Annotated in this window: 17 protein-coding genes and 1 tRNA gene; 8 read left to right on the top strand and 10 right to left on the bottom strand. The window is 68.5% G+C overall.

The features are described from left to right. The first annotated feature begins 57 nt into the window (after nt 1-57). From ACFVMC_RS00955 to ACFVMC_RS00945, 3 genes are all read left to right on the top strand, one after another. The gene (locus ACFVMC_RS00955; protein ID WP_379205737.1) at nt 58-1035 is read left to right on the top strand and encodes a patatin-like phospholipase family protein; all 978 of its coding nucleotides are present in this window, start codon (nt 58-60) and stop codon (nt 1033-1035) included. Next, on the top strand, nt 1032-1874 hold the full coding sequence (locus tag ACFVMC_RS00950; protein WP_379205736.1) for an SDR family oxidoreductase: 843 nt from the start codon (nt 1032-1034) through the stop codon (nt 1872-1874). The genes ACFVMC_RS00955 and ACFVMC_RS00950 overlap by 4 nt, the downstream gene beginning before the upstream one ends. 117 nt (nt 1875-1991) lie before the next feature. Next, on the top strand, nt 1992-3947 hold the full coding sequence (locus ACFVMC_RS00945) for a GMC family oxidoreductase N-terminal domain-containing protein (protein WP_379205735.1): 1956 nt from the start codon (nt 1992-1994) through the stop codon (nt 3945-3947). A 51-nt stretch (nt 3948-3998) separates the two neighbouring features. Here ACFVMC_RS00945 and ACFVMC_RS00940 read toward each other — a convergent pair whose 3' ends face one another. From ACFVMC_RS00940 to ACFVMC_RS00910, 7 genes are all read right to left on the bottom strand, one after another. Further along, entirely contained in the window at nt 3999-4379 is a 381-nt protein-coding gene (locus ACFVMC_RS00940; protein WP_379205734.1) for a DUF742 domain-containing protein, read from the bottom strand. Further along, nucleotides 4376-6487, bottom strand: coding sequence for a nitrate- and nitrite sensing domain-containing protein (locus ACFVMC_RS00935; RefSeq protein ID WP_379205733.1), 2112 nt, complete (start codon nt 6485-6487; stop codon nt 4376-4378). Before ACFVMC_RS00935 ends, ACFVMC_RS00940 begins: the two co-directional genes overlap by 4 nt. 189 nt (nt 6488-6676) lie before the next feature. Next, on the bottom strand, nt 6677-7057 hold the full coding sequence (locus tag ACFVMC_RS00930) for a DUF742 domain-containing protein (protein WP_379205732.1): 381 nt from the start codon (nt 7055-7057) through the stop codon (nt 6677-6679). Beyond that, on the bottom strand, nt 7054-7479 hold the full coding sequence (locus ACFVMC_RS00925; RefSeq protein ID WP_379205731.1) for a roadblock/LC7 domain-containing protein: 426 nt from the start codon (nt 7477-7479) through the stop codon (nt 7054-7056). The genes ACFVMC_RS00930 and ACFVMC_RS00925 overlap by 4 nt, the downstream gene beginning before the upstream one ends. Further along, the gene (locus tag ACFVMC_RS00920; protein ID WP_379205730.1) at nt 7476-10001 is read right to left on the bottom strand and encodes a nitrate- and nitrite sensing domain-containing protein; all 2526 of its coding nucleotides are present in this window, start codon (nt 9999-10001) and stop codon (nt 7476-7478) included. Before ACFVMC_RS00920 ends, ACFVMC_RS00925 begins: the two co-directional genes overlap by 4 nt. 164 nt (nt 10002-10165) lie before the next feature. Beyond that, complete coding sequence (locus ACFVMC_RS00915; protein WP_379205729.1) at nt 10166-10666, bottom strand: winged helix-turn-helix transcriptional regulator; 501 nt, start codon at nt 10664-10666, stop codon at nt 10166-10168. Next, nucleotides 10663-12909: a molybdopterin-dependent oxidoreductase gene (locus tag ACFVMC_RS00910; protein WP_379205728.1), complete on the bottom strand. Its 2247-nt coding sequence runs from the start codon at nt 12907-12909 to the stop codon at nt 10663-10665. Before ACFVMC_RS00910 ends, ACFVMC_RS00915 begins: the two co-directional genes overlap by 4 nt. 110 nt (nt 12910-13019) lie before the next feature. Between ACFVMC_RS00910 and ACFVMC_RS00905 the strand changes: the two genes are divergently transcribed. Next, the gene (locus ACFVMC_RS00905) at nt 13020-13484 is read left to right on the top strand and encodes a hypothetical protein (protein WP_379205727.1); all 465 of its coding nucleotides are present in this window, start codon (nt 13020-13022) and stop codon (nt 13482-13484) included. Here ACFVMC_RS00905 and ACFVMC_RS00900 read toward each other — a convergent pair. Then, nucleotides 13466-13708, bottom strand: coding sequence for a hypothetical protein (locus ACFVMC_RS00900; protein WP_379205726.1), 243 nt, complete (start codon nt 13706-13708; stop codon nt 13466-13468). The genes ACFVMC_RS00905 and ACFVMC_RS00900 overlap by 19 nt on opposite strands. A gap of 57 nt (nt 13709-13765) precedes the next feature. On the opposite strand from ACFVMC_RS00900, the gene ACFVMC_RS00895 reads away from it, so the two are divergent. Both ACFVMC_RS00895 and ACFVMC_RS00890 read left to right on the top strand, forming a co-directional pair. Further along, nucleotides 13766-15514: a tetratricopeptide repeat protein gene (locus ACFVMC_RS00895; protein WP_379205725.1), complete on the top strand. Its 1749-nt coding sequence runs from the start codon at nt 13766-13768 to the stop codon at nt 15512-15514. A gap of 175 nt (nt 15515-15689) precedes the next feature. Then, the gene (locus ACFVMC_RS00890; protein ID WP_379205724.1) at nt 15690-15812 is read left to right on the top strand and encodes a hypothetical protein; all 123 of its coding nucleotides are present in this window, start codon (nt 15690-15692) and stop codon (nt 15810-15812) included. Nucleotides 15813-15854: 42 nt separating this feature from the next. On the opposite strand, the gene ACFVMC_RS00885 is transcribed toward ACFVMC_RS00890, so the two are convergent. Continuing rightward, nucleotides 15855-15928: transfer RNA gene (locus tag ACFVMC_RS00885), tRNA-Met, on the bottom strand. A 64-nt stretch (nt 15929-15992) separates the two neighbouring features. Next, the gene (locus ACFVMC_RS00880) at nt 15993-17588 is read right to left on the bottom strand and encodes an aldehyde dehydrogenase family protein (protein ID WP_379205723.1); all 1596 of its coding nucleotides are present in this window, start codon (nt 17586-17588) and stop codon (nt 15993-15995) included. A gap of 79 nt (nt 17589-17667) precedes the next feature. Here ACFVMC_RS00880 and ACFVMC_RS00875 point away from each other — a divergent pair, with 79 nt between their 5' ends. Next, nucleotides 17668-18120, top strand: a complete 453-nt coding sequence (locus tag ACFVMC_RS00875) for an Lrp/AsnC family transcriptional regulator (RefSeq protein WP_194817557.1) — start codon at nt 17668-17670, stop codon at nt 18118-18120. A gap of 64 nt (nt 18121-18184) precedes the next feature. Continuing rightward, a complete protein-coding gene (gene lat / locus ACFVMC_RS00870; RefSeq protein ID WP_379205722.1) occupies nt 18185-19516 on the top strand; it encodes an L-lysine 6-transaminase in 1332 nt (443 codons plus the stop codon). The last annotated feature ends 36 nt before the right edge of the window (nt 19517-19552 follow it).

Genomic DNA, 19552 nt, shown 5'->3' with positions numbered 1-19552 from the left:
ACGTACTCGCAGATTCCGGATACCGTGGGTATTTGAATTCTGTTAGTGTCTGAAGTCATGGGTAACAGAAACAGTCCACACCGGCGTGGTCTGGCCATCGGCTGCGGCGGCACGCTCGGGGCCGCCTGGATCGTCGCGGCGCTGGCCGCCGTGCGTGATGTACTGGACTGGGATCCGCGCGAGGCGGACATCCTGATCGGCACCTCGGCGGGCGCGGAGTACGTGACCATGCTCGGCAGCGGCGTCTCCGTCGACGAACTCGTCGCCATGCAGCAGGGCCGCAGTACGCATCCGGTGCTGGCCGCGCATCTGCGGTGCGGCCCGGGAACATTCCCGCCGCTGCCGCGGCCGCGCCTGGGTGCGCCGCTGCTGCCGCTGCGGGCACCGTCGGGGCAGCGGCTGCTCACCGCGGGCAGCGGCCTACTGCCGGTCGGCGGCGGCGATGCCGACTGGTTGCAGCGCCTGGCCGATCGGCTGAATCCCGGCCGCGCCTGGGTACCGCATCCCGCCACCTGGCTGGTGAGCATGGATTACGCCACCGGACAGCGGGTTCCGTTCGGTGCGCCGCACGCTCCGGCCGCGTCGCTCGGTGCGGCGCTACGCGCCTCGTGGGCGGTTCCCGGTTGGCTGCCGCCGGTCACCATCGGCGGGCGACGATACATCGACGGCGGCGCGGGATCGACCGCCTCGGTGGACCTGCTCGCGGCACAGGACCTGGACGAACTGATCGTGCTCGCGCCGATGGCCTCGGCCGAGCGGGTGCCCGCCACCAGCCCCGGCCACCTGCTGGAGCGGCAGTTGCGAAACCGCATGAGCGCCAAGCTCGCCGCCGAGATCGCCGGTCTGCGCGCGGCGGGCACCGAGGTGCTGTTGCTCGGCGCCACCGCCGCGGATCTGGCGGTGATGGGCCCCAATTTCATGGACGGCAGCCGCCGTTCGGACACCTTCCGGCACAGTCTGCACAGCATTCGGGCCGAGCTCGAGTCGCACCGCGCCCACTCGGCCGGTTCCATTCCGCAAGGAGCTATCGCATGAAGATCTTCGGCCACGGCTACCCCGCCATCGACCTGAAGCAGGCCCGGGTGCTGATCACCGGCGGCGGCCGCGGCATCGGGCAGGCCACCGCGCATCTGTTCGCCGACCGCGGCGCCGATGTCGTGATCGCCGATGTCGACACCGCCGCGGCCACGGCGGCCGCGGCCGAGATCGGCGCTCGCGCCTACGAACTCGATGTGCGCGTCCGCGAGCAGTGGGATCGGGTGCTGGCCGAGCTGGGCGGGGTCGACATCCTGGTCAACAACGCGGGCGTGATGCCGGCCGGAGCCTTCCTCGACGAACCGGAAGCCGTCGGGCACGCCACCATGGATATCAATGTGTGGGGTCTGATCCACGGCATGCGGGCGGCGGTGCCGGGCATGATCGCGCGCGGCCACGGCCACGTTGTCAATGTGGCCTCGCTGGCGGGCAAGATCCCGGTGCCCGGGCTGGCCGTCTACAACGCAAGCAAGTTCGCGGCCGTCGGTCTCTCTGCCGCAACGCGTTTGGAGTTCGCCGAGCACGGTGTCAGTGTCAGCGCGGTGCTCCCGTCGGCGGTGCGCACCCGCCTGTCCTCGGGGATGGCGCTGGGCAAGGGCATGCCGACCGTGGATCCGCAGGACGTGGCCGCCGCCGTCGTGGCCACCTGTGACAGTCGCCGCGCCGAGGTGACCGTGCCGAACTATCTCGGTCCGGTCGACCTCGCGCTGGCCGCCGCGCCGGAGTCCGCCGTGCGACTGGTGCGCCGCCTCTTCGACGGTGACCGCGCGCTGCATCCGGCCGACACCGCGACCCGGGCCGAATACGAGAAGCAGGTGCGGTCCATTACCGACAAGTAAGCCCGTGATCTTTGCATTCCGTTGGCTGGCAGGATCAATCGAGCCCGAGTAGGGTCCCTGATCGGCGGCACTATGTGAGCCGCCATTCTGGTGCTACGCACGCGGTTTGGAGAGACCATGGAACTGACGGCACGCCAGCGGGCGGCCCTGGAGCTGATCTGCGACACCTTCGCCCCCGGTGACGGGCAGGGCCTGCCGTCCGCGGGCGAACTCGGCGTGCCGGACGCGGTACTGCAACTGCTGGCCCGCAATCCGCGACCGGAGGAGGGCAAGCAGCTCACCACCCTACTGGGCCTGTGGGATTCGCCGCTCATGAGCCTGCTCGCGGGCGCCGGCCTGCGCCGCTTCTCGGCCCGCGATCAGGCCGAGCGCGAGCGATTCCTGTTGAAGCTCGGCGATTCCGGCCTGGCGCCCAAGCGCGCCATCTTCTCCGCGCTCAAGCAGGCGACGCTGCTCGGCTACTACGGAACCCCCGGCCCGACGGGACGTAATCCGTTGTGGCAGGCCATGGATTACCCCGGCCCGCCCGGAAAGCTGGACAGCGCACCGAAACCCGCGCTGACGCCACTGCGGTACACCGAGAACACCGAACTGGACTGCGATGTCGTGATCGTTGGGTCCGGCGCGGGCGGTGGCGCGGCGGCTGCCGTGCTGGCCGAAGCGGGGCTGAATGTCGTTGTGCTGGAACGCGGTGAGTACTACGACGACGGCGACTTCGGCGACGGCGAACTCGACGCGCTGGCGAACCTGTACGCGGCCGGACCGGCGGCCACCGCCGAAGGTCAGCTCGGTCTGGTCGCGGGCAGCTGCCTGGGTGGCGGCACGGTGGTCAACTGGAGCACCTCGCTGCGTACCCCCGATGATGTGCGGGCCGAATGGGCGGGCCTGGGCGCCGCGCAATTCGCCGAGGACGAGTACGGCGCCGCGCTGGACGTCGTCGAGCAGCGGCTCGGAGTCACCTACGACAAATCCCCCCTGTCGGGCCGCGACGGTGTGCTCGAGCGCGGCGTGCAGAAGCTGGGCTGGGATCTGGGAACGTTGCCCCGCAACGTTTCCGACGCCTGCGATGCCGCCGTGGAATGCGGCCGTTGCGGCTACGGCTGCCGCCTGGGCGCCAAGCAGTCCGTCACCAAGACCTGGCTCGCCGATGCCGAGGGCAAGGGTGCGCGCCTGGTGGTCGGCGCGGACGTGCGCCGGATCGAGGTCAAGCACGGCAAAGCCGAAGGCGTGCACGCGATCACCGCGTCCGGCGCGGAGCTGACGGTGCGCGCCCGCGCGGTGGTGGTATCCGCCGGGGCCATCCAGACTCCGGCGCTGCTGCGTCGTTCGGGCCTGCGCAACAAGAACATCGGCGACTACCTGCGGCTGCACCCGGCCACGGTGGTGTTCGGCGGTTTCGACGAGGAGGTGCGGCCCTGGGAGGGCGGGCTCCAGGCCCGTATCTCGCGCGAGCACCGCGATCTGGACGGTGCCGGGTACGGCGTCATCTACGAGACCGGCCCGCTGCACCCGGCGCTGCTGATGGGCTTCATGGGCTGGCGCGGTGCCACCGAGCATCGCGACACCGTGCTGAACCTGCGCAACAGCATGGCCGTCGGCGTCATCACCCGCGACCGTGACCACGGCAGCGTGACCGTCGACAAAGCCGGCGAGGCGATCGTCAAGTACACCATGTCCGCGCGCGACGCCGCGCACATGCACGCCGGAGTCAGCGGCGCCGCCGAGATTCTCGAAGCCGCGGGGGCGAACCGGATCTACACCGGGCATCAGGCGGGCGTGTCCTATCAGCCGGGCGTGCGCGGTACACACGCCGAATTCGCCGCCGCCGCACAGGCCGCCGGATACGGTCCCGGCCGGTGCAATATGGGCGCGCTGCACATCATGGGCTCGGCGCGCATGGGCGGTTCCGCCGAGATCTCGGCCACCGATCCCGACGGCGCGACCTGGGAGGTGCCCAATATCGTGGTCGCGGACGCGTCCTGCTTCCCGACCGCCTCGGGTGTGAACCCGATGGTGTCGATCGAGGCGATCGCGTACATGAACGCGAAACGCTTGGTCTCCCGCCTGAACTGACGCGCACGCGATCGGGATCCGGTCCAACCCGGCCGGATCCCGGACCGGGCTTCAGAGCGACTGGATTCCCTTCAGCAGCGCCCGCAACATGGTGATATCGCTGGTGCCGACCCCGGTTTCGGGCGTCGCCACCGGTGCGCGGAAATCCAGCACGCCATCGCCGATGAGGTCACCGACCAGGATCTTGGTGGTCGTCATCGGCAGTCGCAGATGCGCGGCGATCTCGGCCACCGACTGCGGTGTGCGGGCCAGATGCTGGATCGCCGCGTATTCGGGTTCGTGGCGGCGCAACCGGCCCATGGGCGAGGTGACCACCAGCGTGAGCATATTGACATCGGTCCGCGCGCTACCGGATCGACCGCGCGTGAGCGCGAACAGCCGGACGACGGGTCCGGCTTCGTCGTCGTACCAGGATTCGCGCGGATCGTTCATGAGTTCCCAGGATAGGTGTCGGTCGTGCGCTGCCGCCGCGGCAAACCGGGCCGCTCGGCCGCGGCGGCCGGAGCTTCCGGCGTAGCGGTGATGCCGGCGGGCCGGTCGAAGGATTCCACGGGCGTCAGGGAGCCGAGACCTTGGAAGCCCCGCGGCGCGGCCAGCACGTCCGGCGCGGTGAGTTCGGCCGGAATCAGCACGATCGCCTTGATGCCGCCGTAGTCCGAATCCGTCAGCCGCACCGAGATGCCGTGGCGGACGGCCAGTTTCGCGACCACGAAGAGCCCGAGCCGGGCATCCCCGGAGAGCGCGGCGACACTGAAGTCCGGCGGGTCGGCCAGCACGGCGTTGCGCTGCGCGAGATCCTCGGCGGTCATGCCGAGCCCCTGGTCGGAGATCTCCAGGGCCGTGCCCCGGCCGACCAGGTTTCCGGTGATCTCGACCCGCGACTCCGGCGGCGAGTACGCGGTGGCGTTGTCGGCCAGCTCGGCCAGCAGATGGATGACGTCGGCCACCGCGGCGCCGGTGATCTGGTTCTCGGGCAGACGGCCGATGTGGATGCGGGTGTAGTCCTGGCTTTCGGCCACCGCGCCGCGGATCACGTCGATCAGCGGCACCGGGTTGCGCCAGCGGCGGCCGGGCTGTTCGCCGCCGAGGATGATCAGGTTCTCGGCATTGCGGCGGGCACGGGTGGCCAGGTGATCGAGTTCGAAGAGCAGGTCCAGCCGTTCGGGGGTCTCTTCCTCGCGTTCGGCCTGGTCCAGCAGGCCGAGCTGGCGGTGCACCACCACCTGGCTGCGATGCGCGATATTCAGGAAGACGGCGTTGACGCCGGCCCGGGTCTGGGATTCGGCGACCGCCGCGGCGACGGCGGCGCTGTGCGCGCGGTTGAACGCGTCGGCGACCTGGCCGATCTCGTCGGTGCCGTAATCCAGCTGTGCGACTTCGCCGTCGGCGACGGCGTGACCGCTGCTGAGCTGGCGAATGGTTTCCGGCAGGCGTTCGTCGGCGAGTACCAGGGTGTCGCGGCGCAGCCGCTTCATCCGGCCGATGAACCGGTTGGCCAGCAGCGCGGCCGCGAGGAAGGCCAGCAGGGCGAGCGAGAAGATCCCCGCGCCGCCGAGAATCGAGTTGCGGGAGATACGGTCGCCGGATGCGGTCGCGGCGACGTGTGCGTCCGCGCTCTGGTCCTCCCACAGCTGAAGCAGGTCGGTGCGCACCGTGCCCGCGGCCCGCTGCCATTCCACGACGTCCATCGGCAGTTCCGGCACCGTGGATTTGCGGTTGTCGGCGGCGGTGACCGGGCCGCGTTGCAGCAGAGCGTCTTCCATGGCGATCACGCGCTGCCAGTCCGCGCCGCCGGTCAGCTTCTTCCACTGTTCGAGCCGCGCGCCGGTGAGTACCGCGCCGACATAGGTGATTTCGCCGCGGCCGTCGCCGATGTAGCCGCTGAGCTCGGCCAGCGTCTCCGGTGTCAGCTCCTCGCTGAGCAGCGAGACGGATCCGAGGCTGCTGGTGCGCGAGACCGCCTCGGCGGCGCGCAGGGCATGCACGGCCTTGTACAGCTCGACCGCGACCTCGGCGTCCGGCGCGACCTCCGCGGCCAGCAGCGATGCCAGTGTGATGACCTGGATGATCTGACTGAACACCGCGAAGACCTGCGGGGCGGGCAGTGCGCGGGCGTCGATGCCCGCGCGCAGGCCGGGCAGCTGCTTGTACAGCTCGTTGTAGCCGTCGATATCGCTGGCGAGGTCCGGTCGCAGCTCCGAGACGGCCGCGCCCTGGGCGGCGACCGCCGCCAGCGCCAGATCGGACTGTTTGCGCGAGGCGGGCAGGTTGGGTGCGGCGGTGTTGTCCCCGGCCAGGTGCAGCAGTGAGATGCGGCGTTCCTCCTGGAAGGCCTCCACCATCATGATCGCCGGAGCGGTTGTCCCGCTGGCCAATTCGGCGAACCGGTTCGCCTTGCGTCCGCTCTGCACCAGGTAGGTGGCGCCACCGATGCCGGTGGCCAACAGCGCCAGACTCGGGATCAGCACGATGAGGAGCAGCCGGGCGCGGACGCCGACCGTGCGCGTGGTCCGAAGGCGGGGGAATTTACTACCGATCACCGATGTACTTGCCTACTTCTGGGCACGGCGGCCCCCTCGCTTTGTGAGTCGTGAACACCTAATCACTGAATATGCACTCGTGCAACAGCTTCGGGATTCACGCAACCTGGTCGTATTCCCGCGAATCGATAGTCGCCGACGGCTCAGTCGAAACTTCGGTTAGGAGAATGTTAAATAACTTGGTAGTTGTCAGAGCGCACGGATTCCATCGCGTAGCGCCCGCAGCATCGCGATATCGCCGGTGCCCGAACCATTTCCGGAATTCGACAGCGGTACCCGGAAATCCAGCACCCCGTCGCCGATCAGATCGCCCACCAGAATCTTGGTGGCGGTCATCGGCAGCCGCAGCCGCGCGGCCAGCTCGGCCACCGACTGCGGCTCCCGGGCCAGGCGCACGATCTGGGCGTATTCGGGCTCATGGCGGCGCAGCACTCCGAACTCGGAGGTGGCCACCAGCGTGAGCATGTCGATATCGGTGCGGCGCGTGGCCGACCGGCCGCGGGTGACCGCGAACAGCCGGACGACCGGCCCGGCCTCGTCGTCGTACCAGGATTCCCTCGGCCCGCTCATGACTGCCCCGAACCCACCTGGTCGAGGCCGTTCGGGCGGGGATCGACCGACAGGTGACCGCCGACTCGCTGCACGGTCTGGTTCATCTCGTAGGCCACCATGCCCAGGCTGGCGGTCTCCGAGGTCAGAACGGCCAGACAGGCATTGGCGCCGGCGGCGGTGATGAACAGTACGGCGCGATCCAGCTCCACCACCGTCTGGCAGACGCCGCCCGCGTCGAAATGCGTGCCGGCGCTGCGGGCTACACCGTGCAGGGTGGAGGCCATGGCGCAGAATCGCTCGGCGTCGGAGCGGTCCATCGAGCTGCTCTTGCCCAGCAGCAGGCCGTCGGTGGACAGCACGACCGCGTCGCGGACATCGGGCAGCCGCTGTAGGAGGTCATCGAGTAACCAGTCGAGATTGCGTGACGCGGTCAACGTCACCACCGCCCTTCGTGGACATCGGGATCGCTGGGATTCTGGTCGGCGTCGACGCGGTTCATGCGGCCCTGCCGGGTGCCGTTCTCGATGGCCGACATCAGGTTTCGCGCCTCGTCGGCCGTGCGCTGGCGCGCTGCGGGCTCGGGTTCGGGTAGCGCCGCAGTGGCGGGGCCGGTGGTGCGGCGCCGCCGGGGCAGATCCGGCTTCTCGTGGCGCCCCGTGGTCTGCGCCGGATTCCCGACCGGAGGCAGGTTCAGTGCGGTGGGGTCGGGGTCCTTCGGCCGCCCGGAATCGGCCGGCTGCCCGAAACTTTCGGCATGCCGCGCGCTCTCGGACCTGCCGAATCCGGTCGGCGGATGGTGGTTCGGGGCCGGCTCTCGCTGCTCGAAGGCGCTGTTCTGTCCGTACGCCTCGGAGCGGGCGAGACCGCTGGTGCGGACCGGGATCTCGGCTCCACCGCCGATCACGCCGCCCGTGCCGAACGCGTCGAACCCTCCGGACTTGCCGACCGCGGCGACCTGACCGGTGAGGGCGTACTCGGCCCCGCCGGTCAGAGCCGGTCGGCTGGTCGCGGGCGCGGCTTCGAGCTCGCTGGTGGTCAAGGACACCGGAACCAGCACGATCGCCTTCACGCCGCCGTAGTCGGATTCCGCCAGCCGCACCGAGATACCGTGTCGCGCAGCTAGTTTGGCGACCACGAACAGGCCGAGACGGGCATCGCTGGACAGCGCCGCGACACTGAAGTCCGGGGGATTGGCCAGCAGGGTGTTGCGCTCGCCGAACTCCGACACCGACATGCCGAGCCCCTGATCGGAGATCTCGATCGCCACACCGCGGCCCACCAGATTGCCGGTGATCTCCACCTTCGCCTCCGGCGGTGAGTACGCGGTGGCGTTGTCGGCCAGCTCGGCCAGCAGATGGATCATGTCGGCGACCGCGGCGCCGGTGATCTGCGTCTGCGGCAACTGGCCGATCTGGATCCGGGTGTAGTCCAGGCTCTCAGCGACCGCACCGCGGACCACGTCGACCAGCGGGATCGGATTGCGCCACTTCCGGCCCGGCTGCTCGCCGCCGAGAATGATCAGGTTCTCGGCATTGCGGCGGGCACGGGTGGCCAGGTGATCGAGCTGGAACAGCAGATCCAGGCGTTCCGGGTTCTCCTCCTCGCGTTCGGCCTGATCCAGCAGCACCAGCTGGCGGTGTACCACCACCTGGCTGCGATGGGCGATATTGAGGAATACCGCGTTCACGCCCGCGCGGGTCTTGGACTCGGCGACCGCGGCCGACACCGCGGAGTGGTGCGCACGGTTGAAAGCATCCGCCACCTGGCCGATCTCATCGGCGCCGAAGTCCAGCCGGGTGCGATCGTCGGTGTCCGCCGCCGTGCCGCCGTCGCTGAGCCGGCGGATGGTCTCGGGCAGGCGCTCGTCGGCCAATTCGAGTGTGTCCCGGCGCAGCCGCTTCATCCGGCGGACGAACCGGTTGGACAGCAATACCGTCGCGAGCAGCGCGAGCAGGGCGACCGCGAGCACAGCCGCGCCACCGAGCATCGAATTGCGGGAGATGCGATCGCCGGATTCGGTCGCGGCGGTCTGCGCGTCGGTGCTCTGGTCTTTCCACATCTGTAGCAGGTCGGTGCGGACCTGATCCGCGGCGAGCTGCCATTCGGTGACATCCATCGGCAGTTCGACCGCGGTGGACCGGCGCTTGTCGACGGCGGGCACCGGCCCGCGCTCGAGCAGCGCGTTCTCCATCGCGACGACACGCTGCCACTCCGGTCCGTCGGTCAGCCGTTTCCACTGCTCGTGGTGCGCGCCGGTCGTGATCGCCCCGATATAGGTGACCTCGCCGCGACCATCGCCGATGTAGTCGCCGAGCTCGGACAGGGTCTGCGGGGACAGCTCCTCGGTCAGCAGCGCGACCGAGCCCAGGCTCGCGGTGCGGGCCACGGCCTCGGACGCGCGCAGGGCGTGCAGCGACTTGTACAGCCCCACCGCGACCTTCGCGTCCGGCGCGATCTGGGCCGCCAGCAGCCAGCCACGCGAGACCACTCGGATGATCGTGCTGAAGGCCGTGAATGCCTCCGGCGCGGGCACTCGGCGGCCGTCGATACCGGCCCGTAGCGACGGCAATACCTCGTACAGCTCGTTGAAGCCGGCGATGTCACCGGCGACATGCGGCAGCGATTCGGAGATCGCCGCACCCACCGCCATGACCGCGACCAGCGCCTGATCGGATTGTTTGCGCGCGGCGGGTAGATGGGGCGCCGCGGTGTCGTCTCCGGCCAGATGCAGCAGCGAGATCCGGCGCTCCTGTTGGAAGGATTCGACCATCATGATCGATGGGCCGGAGATGTCTCTGGTCAGTTCGGCGAATCGCTTCGCCTCGCGGCCGTCCTGCACCAGGTAGGTGGCGCCGGTGATGCCCGTGGCCAGCAGCGCCACGCTGGGAATCAGGACAATCGCCAGTAGCCGGGTCCGGACACCGACGGTCCGGCTCAGATATGCCGGGGTTATGCGGGACAAACTACTGCCGATCACCGAATGTCTTGCCTACTCCCGGGCACACGCTGCCCCCTCGCCAGTGGGTCCAGCAAACTTAATCACTGAAGGTTCACGGCTGCAACATTTTCCAGGCCGCCCGGCATCGGGTGAGTGAACCTTCGTTTCCGAGGTGACGGCAGGTGCGATCAGTCGAGTTCGCCGAACCGCCCGGTGGCCAGCGCGGCCGCACGGAGCCGGTCCGGGAAACCGGGCCCGAGCTCGACCGATACCTCACGGTGGCGCAGCGGTTCACGGCAGTGCGCGCACACCACCTCGGCATGGGTGTCGTGATCGCAGGTCTCGTGGTGCAGTACCACCGGCGGGCCGTCGGGAGCCAGCCAGCGATCACCCCAGCGCATCATGGCGACGACGACCGGGAAGAAATCCCGGCCCTTGTCGGTGAGGTGATATTCGTCGCGCGGCGGGCGGTCCTGGTAGCGCACCCGCTCCAGCAGGCCCTCCTCGGTGAGCCGGTTCAGGCGCTGGCTCAGCACATTCCGGCTCAGGCCGAGTACCCGTTCGAACTGCTCGAAGCGCCGGGCGCCGTAGAACGCCTCGCGCAGCACCAGCGGCGTCCACCAGTCGCCGATGAGATCCACCGTGCGCGCCACGGTGCAGGGCCAGTCGGCGAACGTCGTCCGTTTCATGCACTCACGGTATCCAGGCGGGCGGGCACATACTTGTGCCACGGGGTGCCCACCCATTCGTCGCGGGAATCGAACTCGGTGAGCTCATTGGGCGCCGCGCCTGTGGTGACGGCACCGCCGGTCGGATCGGTGACCGTGAGCCCGAAACCGTTGGGCAGCGCCAGATGGCCCGGGCGCATCCGGTCGGTGGGCTCGACCGGGACCTGCGTGCTGCCCCGGCGGGTGGTGACGCGGACCAGGTCGCCCGGGTTCAGGCCGAGGCGCGCGGCGTCGGTGCTGCTCATGCGCAGCGTGCCTGTGCTGTCGCGCTTGCGCCAGGCCGGATCGCGCACGATGGTATTGGCGGTGAATGCGCGCCGCTCACCCGCCGAGAGCACGAACGGCCATTCGCCGGGCTCGGCGGCGGGCTCGGGCAGGGTCGCCACCACCTCCAGCAGATCGGCCAGGTGTAGCTGAATCTTGTTGCCGCGCAATCGGCTCCAGGTCACCTCGAAGTCGTCCTCGGTGATCACGATGCCGTGCTTGCCCGAGAGGATCGCCTCGAAGAGGCGCTCGCCCGCACCCGGGCCGGTGCCGTAACCGGCGCGTTCGACGCTGTCGGGGAACTTGCGCACACAGTTGTAGGCCGCCGCCCAGAGTAGGGCCGCCGCGGCCGCGCCGTCCGGCAACGTCGGGCCGAGCGTGCGATACAGCAGTACCGGAGCGAGTTTCGCGCGTCGCGGATCGGCGAGCACGCCGAGGAAAGCCAGCGCGAACGCTTCCCGGCCCTGGGCGAGGGCGGCGCGTAGCGGCGCGTAATCGTCCTCGCCGAGCGCACCGGCGGCCTCCACCAGGCGAGCATGGATTTCCGGCTCGGGCAGCACGCCCGGCGGTGCGGACAGTACCGGGTGCCGGAGGTGGAAGATATTGCGCGGGAAGTCGAAATTGAAGAACGTGGCCTCGAACTTCTCGTACTGGGTGGGTACCGGCAGGACATAGTCGGCCAGCCGGGCGGTCTCGGTCATCGCCACATCGATGACCAGCACCAGCTCCAGGGACCGCAATGCTTCGCGCATGCGCGCCGAATCGGCCAGGGAGTGCGCGGGATTGCTGCTCTCGATCAGCATCGCCCGGTAGCGGTCCGGGTGATCGGTGAGTATCTCCTCGGTGATCACATTGCAGGGCACCAGTCCGCTGATGATCGGCGCGCCCGCGACCGGGCTGCGCGGCCCTTCGCCCGCCGGATGGCCGCGATCGTGGCCGAGCGCGGCCAGTCCGGTGAACGCGTACTGGGTGCCGGGTTTGCCGAGATTGCCGGTCAGCAGCCAGACCAGTTTCTCGACGTAGCTGACCACGGTGGAGTACCGGTTCATCTGCACGCCGAGATCTTCCAGTGCCGCGACCGATGTCGCGGCGGCCAGCCGCCGGGTGGCCGCTGTCACCAGCTCCAGGTCGACATCGGCGATGGCGCAGTACTTTTCGATCGGTACCGCCCGCAGCACCGTGAGCACCTCGGCGACGCCGTCGGCGTGTTCGGCCAGCCACGGTTCGTCGATCAGGTTGTCGCGCACCAGAATCGCGGCCATCGCCGCCAGCAGGTACACATCGGTGCCCGGCCGCAGTTGCAGGTGGAAGTCGGCCAGTTCGGCGGTCTCGGTGCGCACCGGATCCAGCACGATCATCGAACGTGCCGGATCGCGCGCGATTTCCTTCAGGACCGTGCGCGCTCGCGGAAACCCATGTGACTGATAGGGATTCTTGCCGATGAAGAATGCCACCTCGGCATGCTCGACATCGGCTCGTACCGGATGCCCGGCCATCCGCGCCCCGACCCAGAAGTCACCGGTCTTCTCCTGCGCCAGCGCACTGGACCGGTACTTCATCCCGTACGCCGCCATCGTCGCCGGTGCATACGCCCCGCCCAGATGATTCCCCTGCCCACCCCCGCCGTAATAGAAGATCGATTCACCCCCGTACCGCAGCCCGATCTCCCGCATCCGCGCCGAGATCTCCGAAATCGCCGTCCCCCAGTCGATTTCCTCGAACTCCCCATCCGCCCGCCGCCGCAGCGGCGCGGTAACCCGCCCGCCCCGCCCATTCTGATAATGATCCAGCCGCAACGCTTTGTTGCACGTATACCCCGCCGAAGCCGGATGCTCCTTGTCCCCCCGGATCTTCTCGAACGCCCCCTCCGCGCTCACCAACACCTGAATCCCGCAGTTGCATTCGCACAGGATGCACGCCGTAGGCCGCCACTCCGTCATGTCAGTAGCGTAAACGAGTGAGTTCACTTACGCTACTCACTTGTTGCCACCCACAACGATGCTTCGCGCCGACGGTTGACTGGATAGTGGCTGACGGTGACGATTGGACAATGGATCCTGTTACGGCAGTAGTGGCTTCGGCTATCGCCGCGGGGGCGGTGACAGGGCTGGGCGATACCCCTTCCCAGGCGGTGCTGGACGCCTACAGCGGGTTGCGGCGCCTGATTTCCGACAAGTACCAGGGCGTCGATCTGACTGCGGTAGAACGGAAACCGGACTCGCAGTCCAAACGAGAGTCGTTGGCCGAGGATCTGCAGGACGCGGGTGCCGCCGGTGACGCGGAGTTGGCCCAGGCTGCGGTCGCGGTGCTGGAGGCGGTGCGGCGACACGCCGCCGGGGCGGTCGTCGGCGTGGATCTGAGCGATCTGGTGGCTGCGGCACTCGATGTGGTCGATGTGAAGTCCGCCGGCGACGGTGTGCGCGTGGTAGGTGGCACGATCGCCGGGGCGGTACGCATTCACGGCGTGGAAGCCGGGTTCCAGGCGCCGCCGGACCCTTACAGCGCGCGGCCCTGACACCCGGTACCACCGCGCGTTCCACCCCACCGGGCAACGTCACTGCCGCCGTCACGGGAAACAACATCGGCGGCGATTTCATCATCGGTCATCCGGTCGCGGATGCGGCCCCACGGCAGCTCCACGAGCTCGTCGCAGTATTCGGCAGCGACGATCTTCCCCGGATCGACGAGGTCAACCCGTATCTGCTGGGAGCCGCGGCTTCCGAGTACGGCAATGCGCACGACTACGGGCGAGCCGATCCCTATGTCGCCCGGACGCGTGATCGGGTCGACGACCGCTTGGCGGCGGCGCTGGCCGGACCGCGCCTGGTGCTGGTGATCGGGTCGCAGAGGGTCGGTAAGACGCGGACCTTGTTCGAGGCGGTCCGCAATCACGAACCGACCGCTCGGGTATTGGTCCCGGCCCGGAACTGCCTGGGGGAACTCCTCACCCACACGCGGCTCGCCGATACCGACGATTCGATCGTGGTCTGGCTCGACGACCTGCACGAGTACTCGGGCGCGGCTGATTCGCTCACCCCGGGAATGCTGACTCGACTGACCGCGCGGTCCGGCCGAACCGCGGTCGTGGCGACCCTGCGCACCGGGGTCTACCAGCAGTTGCGCGGTGATCCGACGCTGCCGCGCGAGACGCGTCTGCTGCTCGACCATGCGCTGGTCATCGAACTGGCATCCACCGGGGAGGACCCCGGCGAACACGCCCTCGCCATGCACACGTATGACCTCGATCCGGCCTTGCGCACCCAGGGATTGGGCGAATTTCTCGGCGGCGGACCGCACCTCACCTACCAGCAGCAGGAGGCATACCGGGTCGCAGCCGAACAGAAGGACCGAGAAGACCCGGGATGGGCCTATCGGCTGGCTGCGGAGTCCGGCGATCTCGATGCGATGTACGAGTTGGGGTGCAGGCTCGGAGCGGCCGTGAACTGGGGGGAGCCGGTCACGGTGGATAGTCTGTTCGGCGTGGGTACCGCAGCGGTCGTCATCGACAGCGCGCGGCTGCGGGAGGGGGAATCCTGGTTGCGCCGGGCTGCCGAAGCGGGGCAGCCCGAGGCGATGGCCCGGCTGAGTGCTGTGCTCAGTCGGCGCGGTGCGTCCGAGGAGGCTTCGTCCTGGAATCGTCGGGCCGCCGACGCCGGTCATCCCAGGACGATGTACGACCTGGGTTCCGCGCTCGTAGCGGACGGTCGGCTGTCCGAGGCGGAGGTTTGGTTCCAGCGAGCGGCCGAGGTGGACTATCGTGATGCATCGTTCCAGCTCGCCGATGTGAGGTACCGGATCGGTGTCGCCCTCGTCGACAGTGGCGAGTTCGCCGAGGCGGAGCGCTGGTACCGCAGGATGGATCCGCGCGATACCCACGGCGGGATGCGTGAGCTCGCCTGGCGCTACCACCTGTTCGGGGCCGAACATGTGGACCGGGGTGAACTCGATGAAGCGAAGTCCTGGTATCGCAAGGCGATCGGCACCGGCTGTGCGAGGACCTCAGCCGGATTCGGTGCGGCGTTGTTCGAGCTCGCGGCCGCGCTCGAAGCGAGTGGTGACAGCGCGGACGGAGAATCCTGGTATCGCGAGGCGGCCGAAGCAGGGTCCGCCGAGGGGATGTACAAGCTCAGTTCGCTGCTCGCCGGGCGCGGTGCTTCCGAGGCCGAATCCTGGTTGCGCAGAGCCGCGGACAATCACCACACCCGGGCGATGAGCGACCTCGGTGATCTGCTCGCCGCACGCTATCTACGCGACGAAGCTCGAGCCTGGTACGAAAAGGCAGCCCAGCGGGGAAGTTCCGAAGCGGCGGCCGAGCTCGGGATCATCCTGGCGCATCGGGGCAAGCACCTCGAGGCCGAGGTCTGGCTGGGCCAGGCGGCCGAAGCGGGTCATCCCACGGCGATGTTCAACCTCAGCGTGCTCTTGGCCGATCGTGGTGCGCGGCAGGAGGCGGAATCCTGGTTGCGCAAAGCCGCTGCCGCGGGCGTGCCGGAGGCGGTCGGCAGGCTTCGTGCCAAGGGGTGGCGACGATGGCTGCCAGGCTGACGAATCGCGGAAAAACAGCCCCGGAACCACTGGTTCCGGGGCGGATGAAGGGCTTCGCCTGGGCTGTCGGCCCTCGCCACCATCATCGGCATGAAAGTCCTCATCGACGTCGTCGACGAACCCGAATGGGATAGACAAGAGGTACGGACTCGAAACCCGGCGCAGGATAAGAATCTTGACCGACCGCGATATCCGAGAACTGAAGAGCCGCGGCCACGACGAGCATCAGGTGGCGCTGCTGGCGGACTCAGGGCTGACGCTACGAATCGTCATCCGGCGACGAGAACTGCCGAAATGAAAAGCGGCCCGGAATGTTGTCATTCCGAGCCGCTTTCTCTTGTAGCGGGGACAGGATTTGAACCTGCGACCTCTGGGTTATGAGCCCAGCGAGCTACCGAGCTGCTCCACCCCGCGTCGGTAGAGACAACACTACACAGGGGGTGGGGGGAGTGCCTAATCGCCTGGTCGGGCGGGGTTTTCAGCCGAATTGGATGCCTTGGGCCAGGGGGAGGTCGGCGGAGTAGTTGATCGTGTTGGTGGCGCGGCGCATGTAGGCCTTCCAGGAGTCGGAACCGGATTCGCGACCGCCGCCGGTGTGTTTCTCGCCGCCGAACGCGCCGCCGATCTCCGCGCCGGAGGTGCCGATATTGACATTGGCGATGCCGCAGTCGGAGCCGTCGGCGGCCAGGAAGCGCTCCGCCTCGCGTTGATCGGCGGTGAAGATGGCCGACGAAAGGCCCTGTGGCACTCCGTTGTGCAGTTCGATGGCGTGGTCGAGGTCCCGGTAGGTCAGGACATACAGGATCGGCGCGAACGTCTCCTCGCGCACCACGGCGGTCTGCGCCGGCATCCGGACGACCGCGGGCCGCACGTAGAACGCTTCGTCACCGAAATCGTCGACTCGGGTACCGCCGCACACCAATTCGCCGCCGTCGCCCAGCGCGCGTTCCAGTGCGCGCTGCATGCCGTCGTAGGACCGCCGATTGATGAGCGGCCCGACGAGCACGCCGTCGGCGAGCGGATTGCCCACCCGCAACTGCTCGTAGGCTTTCGCGATCCGATCCAGCAGCGGACCCACCACATCGGCGTGCACGATCAGCCGCCGCAGCGTGGTGCAGCGCTGCCCGGCCGTGCCCGCCGCGGCGAACACGATGCCGCGCGCGGCCAGCTCCAGATCGGCCGACGGCGTCACGATCGCCGCATTGTTGCCACCCAGCTCGAGCAGGCACCGTCCGAACCGTGCCGCCACCTTCGGGGCCACGGTCTGGCCCATCCGCACGGACCCGGTCGCGCTCACCAGCGCCACCCGTTCGTCGTCCACCAGCCGGGCGCCCACCGCGGCGTCACCCTGGATCAGCTGGTGCACTTCGGGGTCCGCGCCGACGTCGGCGGCGGCCCGGCGCAGCAGCGTGTGACAGGCCAGCGCCGTCAACGGTGTTGTCTCCGAAGGCTTCCAGACCACGGTGTCGCCGCAGACCAGCGCCAGTGCGGTATTCCACGCCCACACCGCGACGGGGAAGTTGAATGCCGAGATCACGCCGACCACGCCGAGTGGATGCCAGGTTTCCATCAGCCGATGGCCCGGCCGCTCCGAGGGCATGGTGAATCCGTAGAGCTGGCGCGACAAACCGAGGGCGAACTCGCAGATGTCGATCATTTCCTGCACTTCGCCCACCGCCTCGGGCCCGATCTTGCCGGCCTCCAGCGTGACCAGCTCACCGAGTTCGGTCTTGTGCGTGGTGAGCAGTTCCGCCAGGCGGCGCACCAGGGCCGCGCGCACCGGCGCGGGCACCGTGCGCCAGTTCCGAAAAGCGTTGGCTGCCCGTTCGATCGCGGCGTCGACGGTGTCGAGGGAGTCCGCCGGTAGCGTCAGCAGCGTGCCGCCGGTGATCGGGGTGCGTGCCGACAATGTTGCCGCCACCTGACCGGAGGTCCCCGGGGCGGAGCCCCGCAGCTCGGGGGGTGCGGGGGCCGCCCCCGCAGGAGTTGCGATTTCGGCGCCGAACCCGCGCAGCAGGGCGGCGGCGCGCTCGGACAGTTCTGTGGTGAGCTGGTCACCGATCGTCTTCGTCATGGTTTGCTCCGCTGTAGCCTTCCCTCGCGCAGTCGCCCTTTCGTGCCCCGAGTCGCGCCCGCCGGGTTAGCCTTCCCTGATGGCGGATACACCGGCAAGACCCGTACTCGATGACACCGATCGACTGCTGATTCGTGAACTGATGGCCGATGGCCGGGCCACCCTGTCGAACCTGGCCGAGAAGGCCAGTTTGTCGGTGTCCGCGGTGCAGTCCCGGGTACGGCGGCTCGAGGCGCGCGGCGTGATTCGCGGGTACAGCGCCCACGTGGATCCGGAGGCACTGGGCCAGCTGCTCTCGGCATTTGTCGCGATCACTCCTCTCGACCCGTCGCAGCCCGATGACGCGCCTGCCGTCCTGCAACATATCCCGGGGATCGAGGCATGCCACTCCGTCGCGGGCGACGAGAGTTACGTGTTGCTGGTGCGGGTGGCGTCACCGCGGCACTTGGAGCAGCTGCTGCAGGAGATCAGGGCGACCGCCAACGTCAGAACTCGAAGCACCATCATCTTGCAGACATTCTACGACAGGTAGCACTTTGCGGTAATTAATCCGGAAAGTTGTAGATCCTGACGAATTTTTTACGTACGCTACCGGTGTGACCCTCGAACTGGAGCGAACCCGAGGTGCGGTCACCCCCGCTACCCGGGTACATGAGATCTTGTCGGCGCACATCCTCGCCGACGGCTTCGACCTGGTGCTCGATCTGGCGAATTCGCGCGGCTGCCGGCTCGTCGACGAACGTGACGGCACCAGCTACCTGGATATGTTCGGCTTCTTCGCCTCGAACGCGCTCGGCATGAACCATCCGGCGCTGGCCGAGAACGCCGAATTCCGGGCCGAACTGACCACGGCGGCGTTGAACAAACCAAGCAACTCCGACATCTACACCGTCGAGATGGCCCGCTTCGTGGCCGCTTTCGTGCGCGTGCTGGGTGATCCGCGGTTGCCGCACCTGTTCTTCATCGACGGCGGCGCCCTGGCGGTCGAGAACGCGCTCAAGATCGCGTTCGACTGGAAGAGCCGGCACAACGAAAGCCACGGCCGCCCAGCCGAACTCGGTACCAAGGTGCTGCATCTGACCGGGGCCTTCCACGGCCGCACCGGCTACACGATGTCGCTGACCAACACCGATCCGGTGAAGGTGGCGCGCTTCCCGAAGTTCGACTGGCCACGCATCGAGACCCCCTATCTCACCGATGAGCGCGAGATCGAGGCGGCCGAGGCGCAGGCGCTCGAGCAGGCGCGCCAGGCGTTCGCCGCGCACCCGCACGACATCGCCTGCTTCATCGCCGAACCCATTCAGGGTGAGGGCGGCGACCGGCATATGCGCCCGGAGTTCCTGCGGGCCGTCCAACGGCTCTGTCACGACAACGACGCGCTGTTCATTCTCGACGAGGTGCAGACCGGGGTCGGCATGACCGGAACCACCTGGGCCTACCAGCAACTGGGGCTCGCGCCGGACGTGGTCGCCTTCGGCAAGAAGACGCAGGTCTGCGGCGTAATGGCCGGTGGCCGGGTCGACGAGGTGGCCGACAATGTCTTCGCGGTCAGCTCCCGGCTGAACTCCACCTGGGGCGGCAATCTCACCGATATGGTGCGCACCCGGCGCATTCTCGAGGTGCTGGAACAGGACGGATTGGTCGAGCGGTCACGAGAACTCGGCGCGCACCTGCTGCGTCGGCTCGAGGAACTGGCCGCGGCGCATCCGCGCGTCACCGAACCGCGCGGGCGCGGCCTGATGTGCGCGATCACCCTGGATTCGGCGGACGTGCGAGACGAGGTGGTGACGCTGCTGCGCGAACGCGAGCACGTGCTGATCCTCGGCACCGGTGAGCGCGGCATTCGGTTCCGGCCGCCGCTGACGGTGACCATCGCCGAACTCGACGCCGCCGTGGACGCCCTCGATCGGGTGCTGACCGACTACTGAGGCGGCGCCCACGGCCGCACCTCCGGCCCCTATCCG

The sequence above is a fragment of the Nocardia sp. NPDC127579 genome, from assembly GCF_042672005.1.
GTDB lineage: Bacteria > Actinomycetota > Actinomycetes > Mycobacteriales > Mycobacteriaceae > Nocardia.
The sequence above is the reverse complement of the archived record's forward strand: the minus strand, read 5'-3'. Positions and strand labels throughout refer to the sequence as shown.

Coding starts and splice junctions, on each gene's coding strand:
- ACFVMC_RS00910 (WP_379205728.1), bottom strand. CDS start 12,909: ATGACGGAGTGGCGGCCTACGGCGTGCATCCTGTGCGAATGCAACTGC.
- ACFVMC_RS00915 (WP_379205729.1), bottom strand. CDS start 10,666: ATGAAACGGACGACGTTCGCCGACTGGCCCTGCACCGTGGCGCGCACG.
- ACFVMC_RS00950 (WP_379205736.1), top strand. CDS start 1,032: ATGAAGATCTTCGGCCACGGCTACCCCGCCATCGACCTGAAGCAGGCC.
- ACFVMC_RS00945 (WP_379205735.1), top strand. CDS start 1,992: ATGGAACTGACGGCACGCCAGCGGGCGGCCCTGGAGCTGATCTGCGAC.
- ACFVMC_RS00880 (WP_379205723.1), bottom strand. CDS start 17,588: ATGACGAAGACGATCGGTGACCAGCTCACCACAGAACTGTCCGAGCGC.
- ACFVMC_RS00905 (WP_379205727.1), top strand. CDS start 13,020: ATGGATCCTGTTACGGCAGTAGTGGCTTCGGCTATCGCCGCGGGGGCG.
- ACFVMC_RS00955 (WP_379205737.1), top strand. CDS start 58: ATGGGTAACAGAAACAGTCCACACCGGCGTGGTCTGGCCATCGGCTGC.
- ACFVMC_RS00875 (WP_194817557.1), top strand. CDS start 17,668: ATGGCGGATACACCGGCAAGACCCGTACTCGATGACACCGATCGACTG.
- ACFVMC_RS00940 (WP_379205734.1), bottom strand. CDS start 4,379: ATGAACGATCCGCGCGAATCCTGGTACGACGACGAAGCCGGACCCGTC.
- ACFVMC_RS00930 (WP_379205732.1), bottom strand. CDS start 7,057: ATGAGCGGGCCGAGGGAATCCTGGTACGACGACGAGGCCGGGCCGGTC.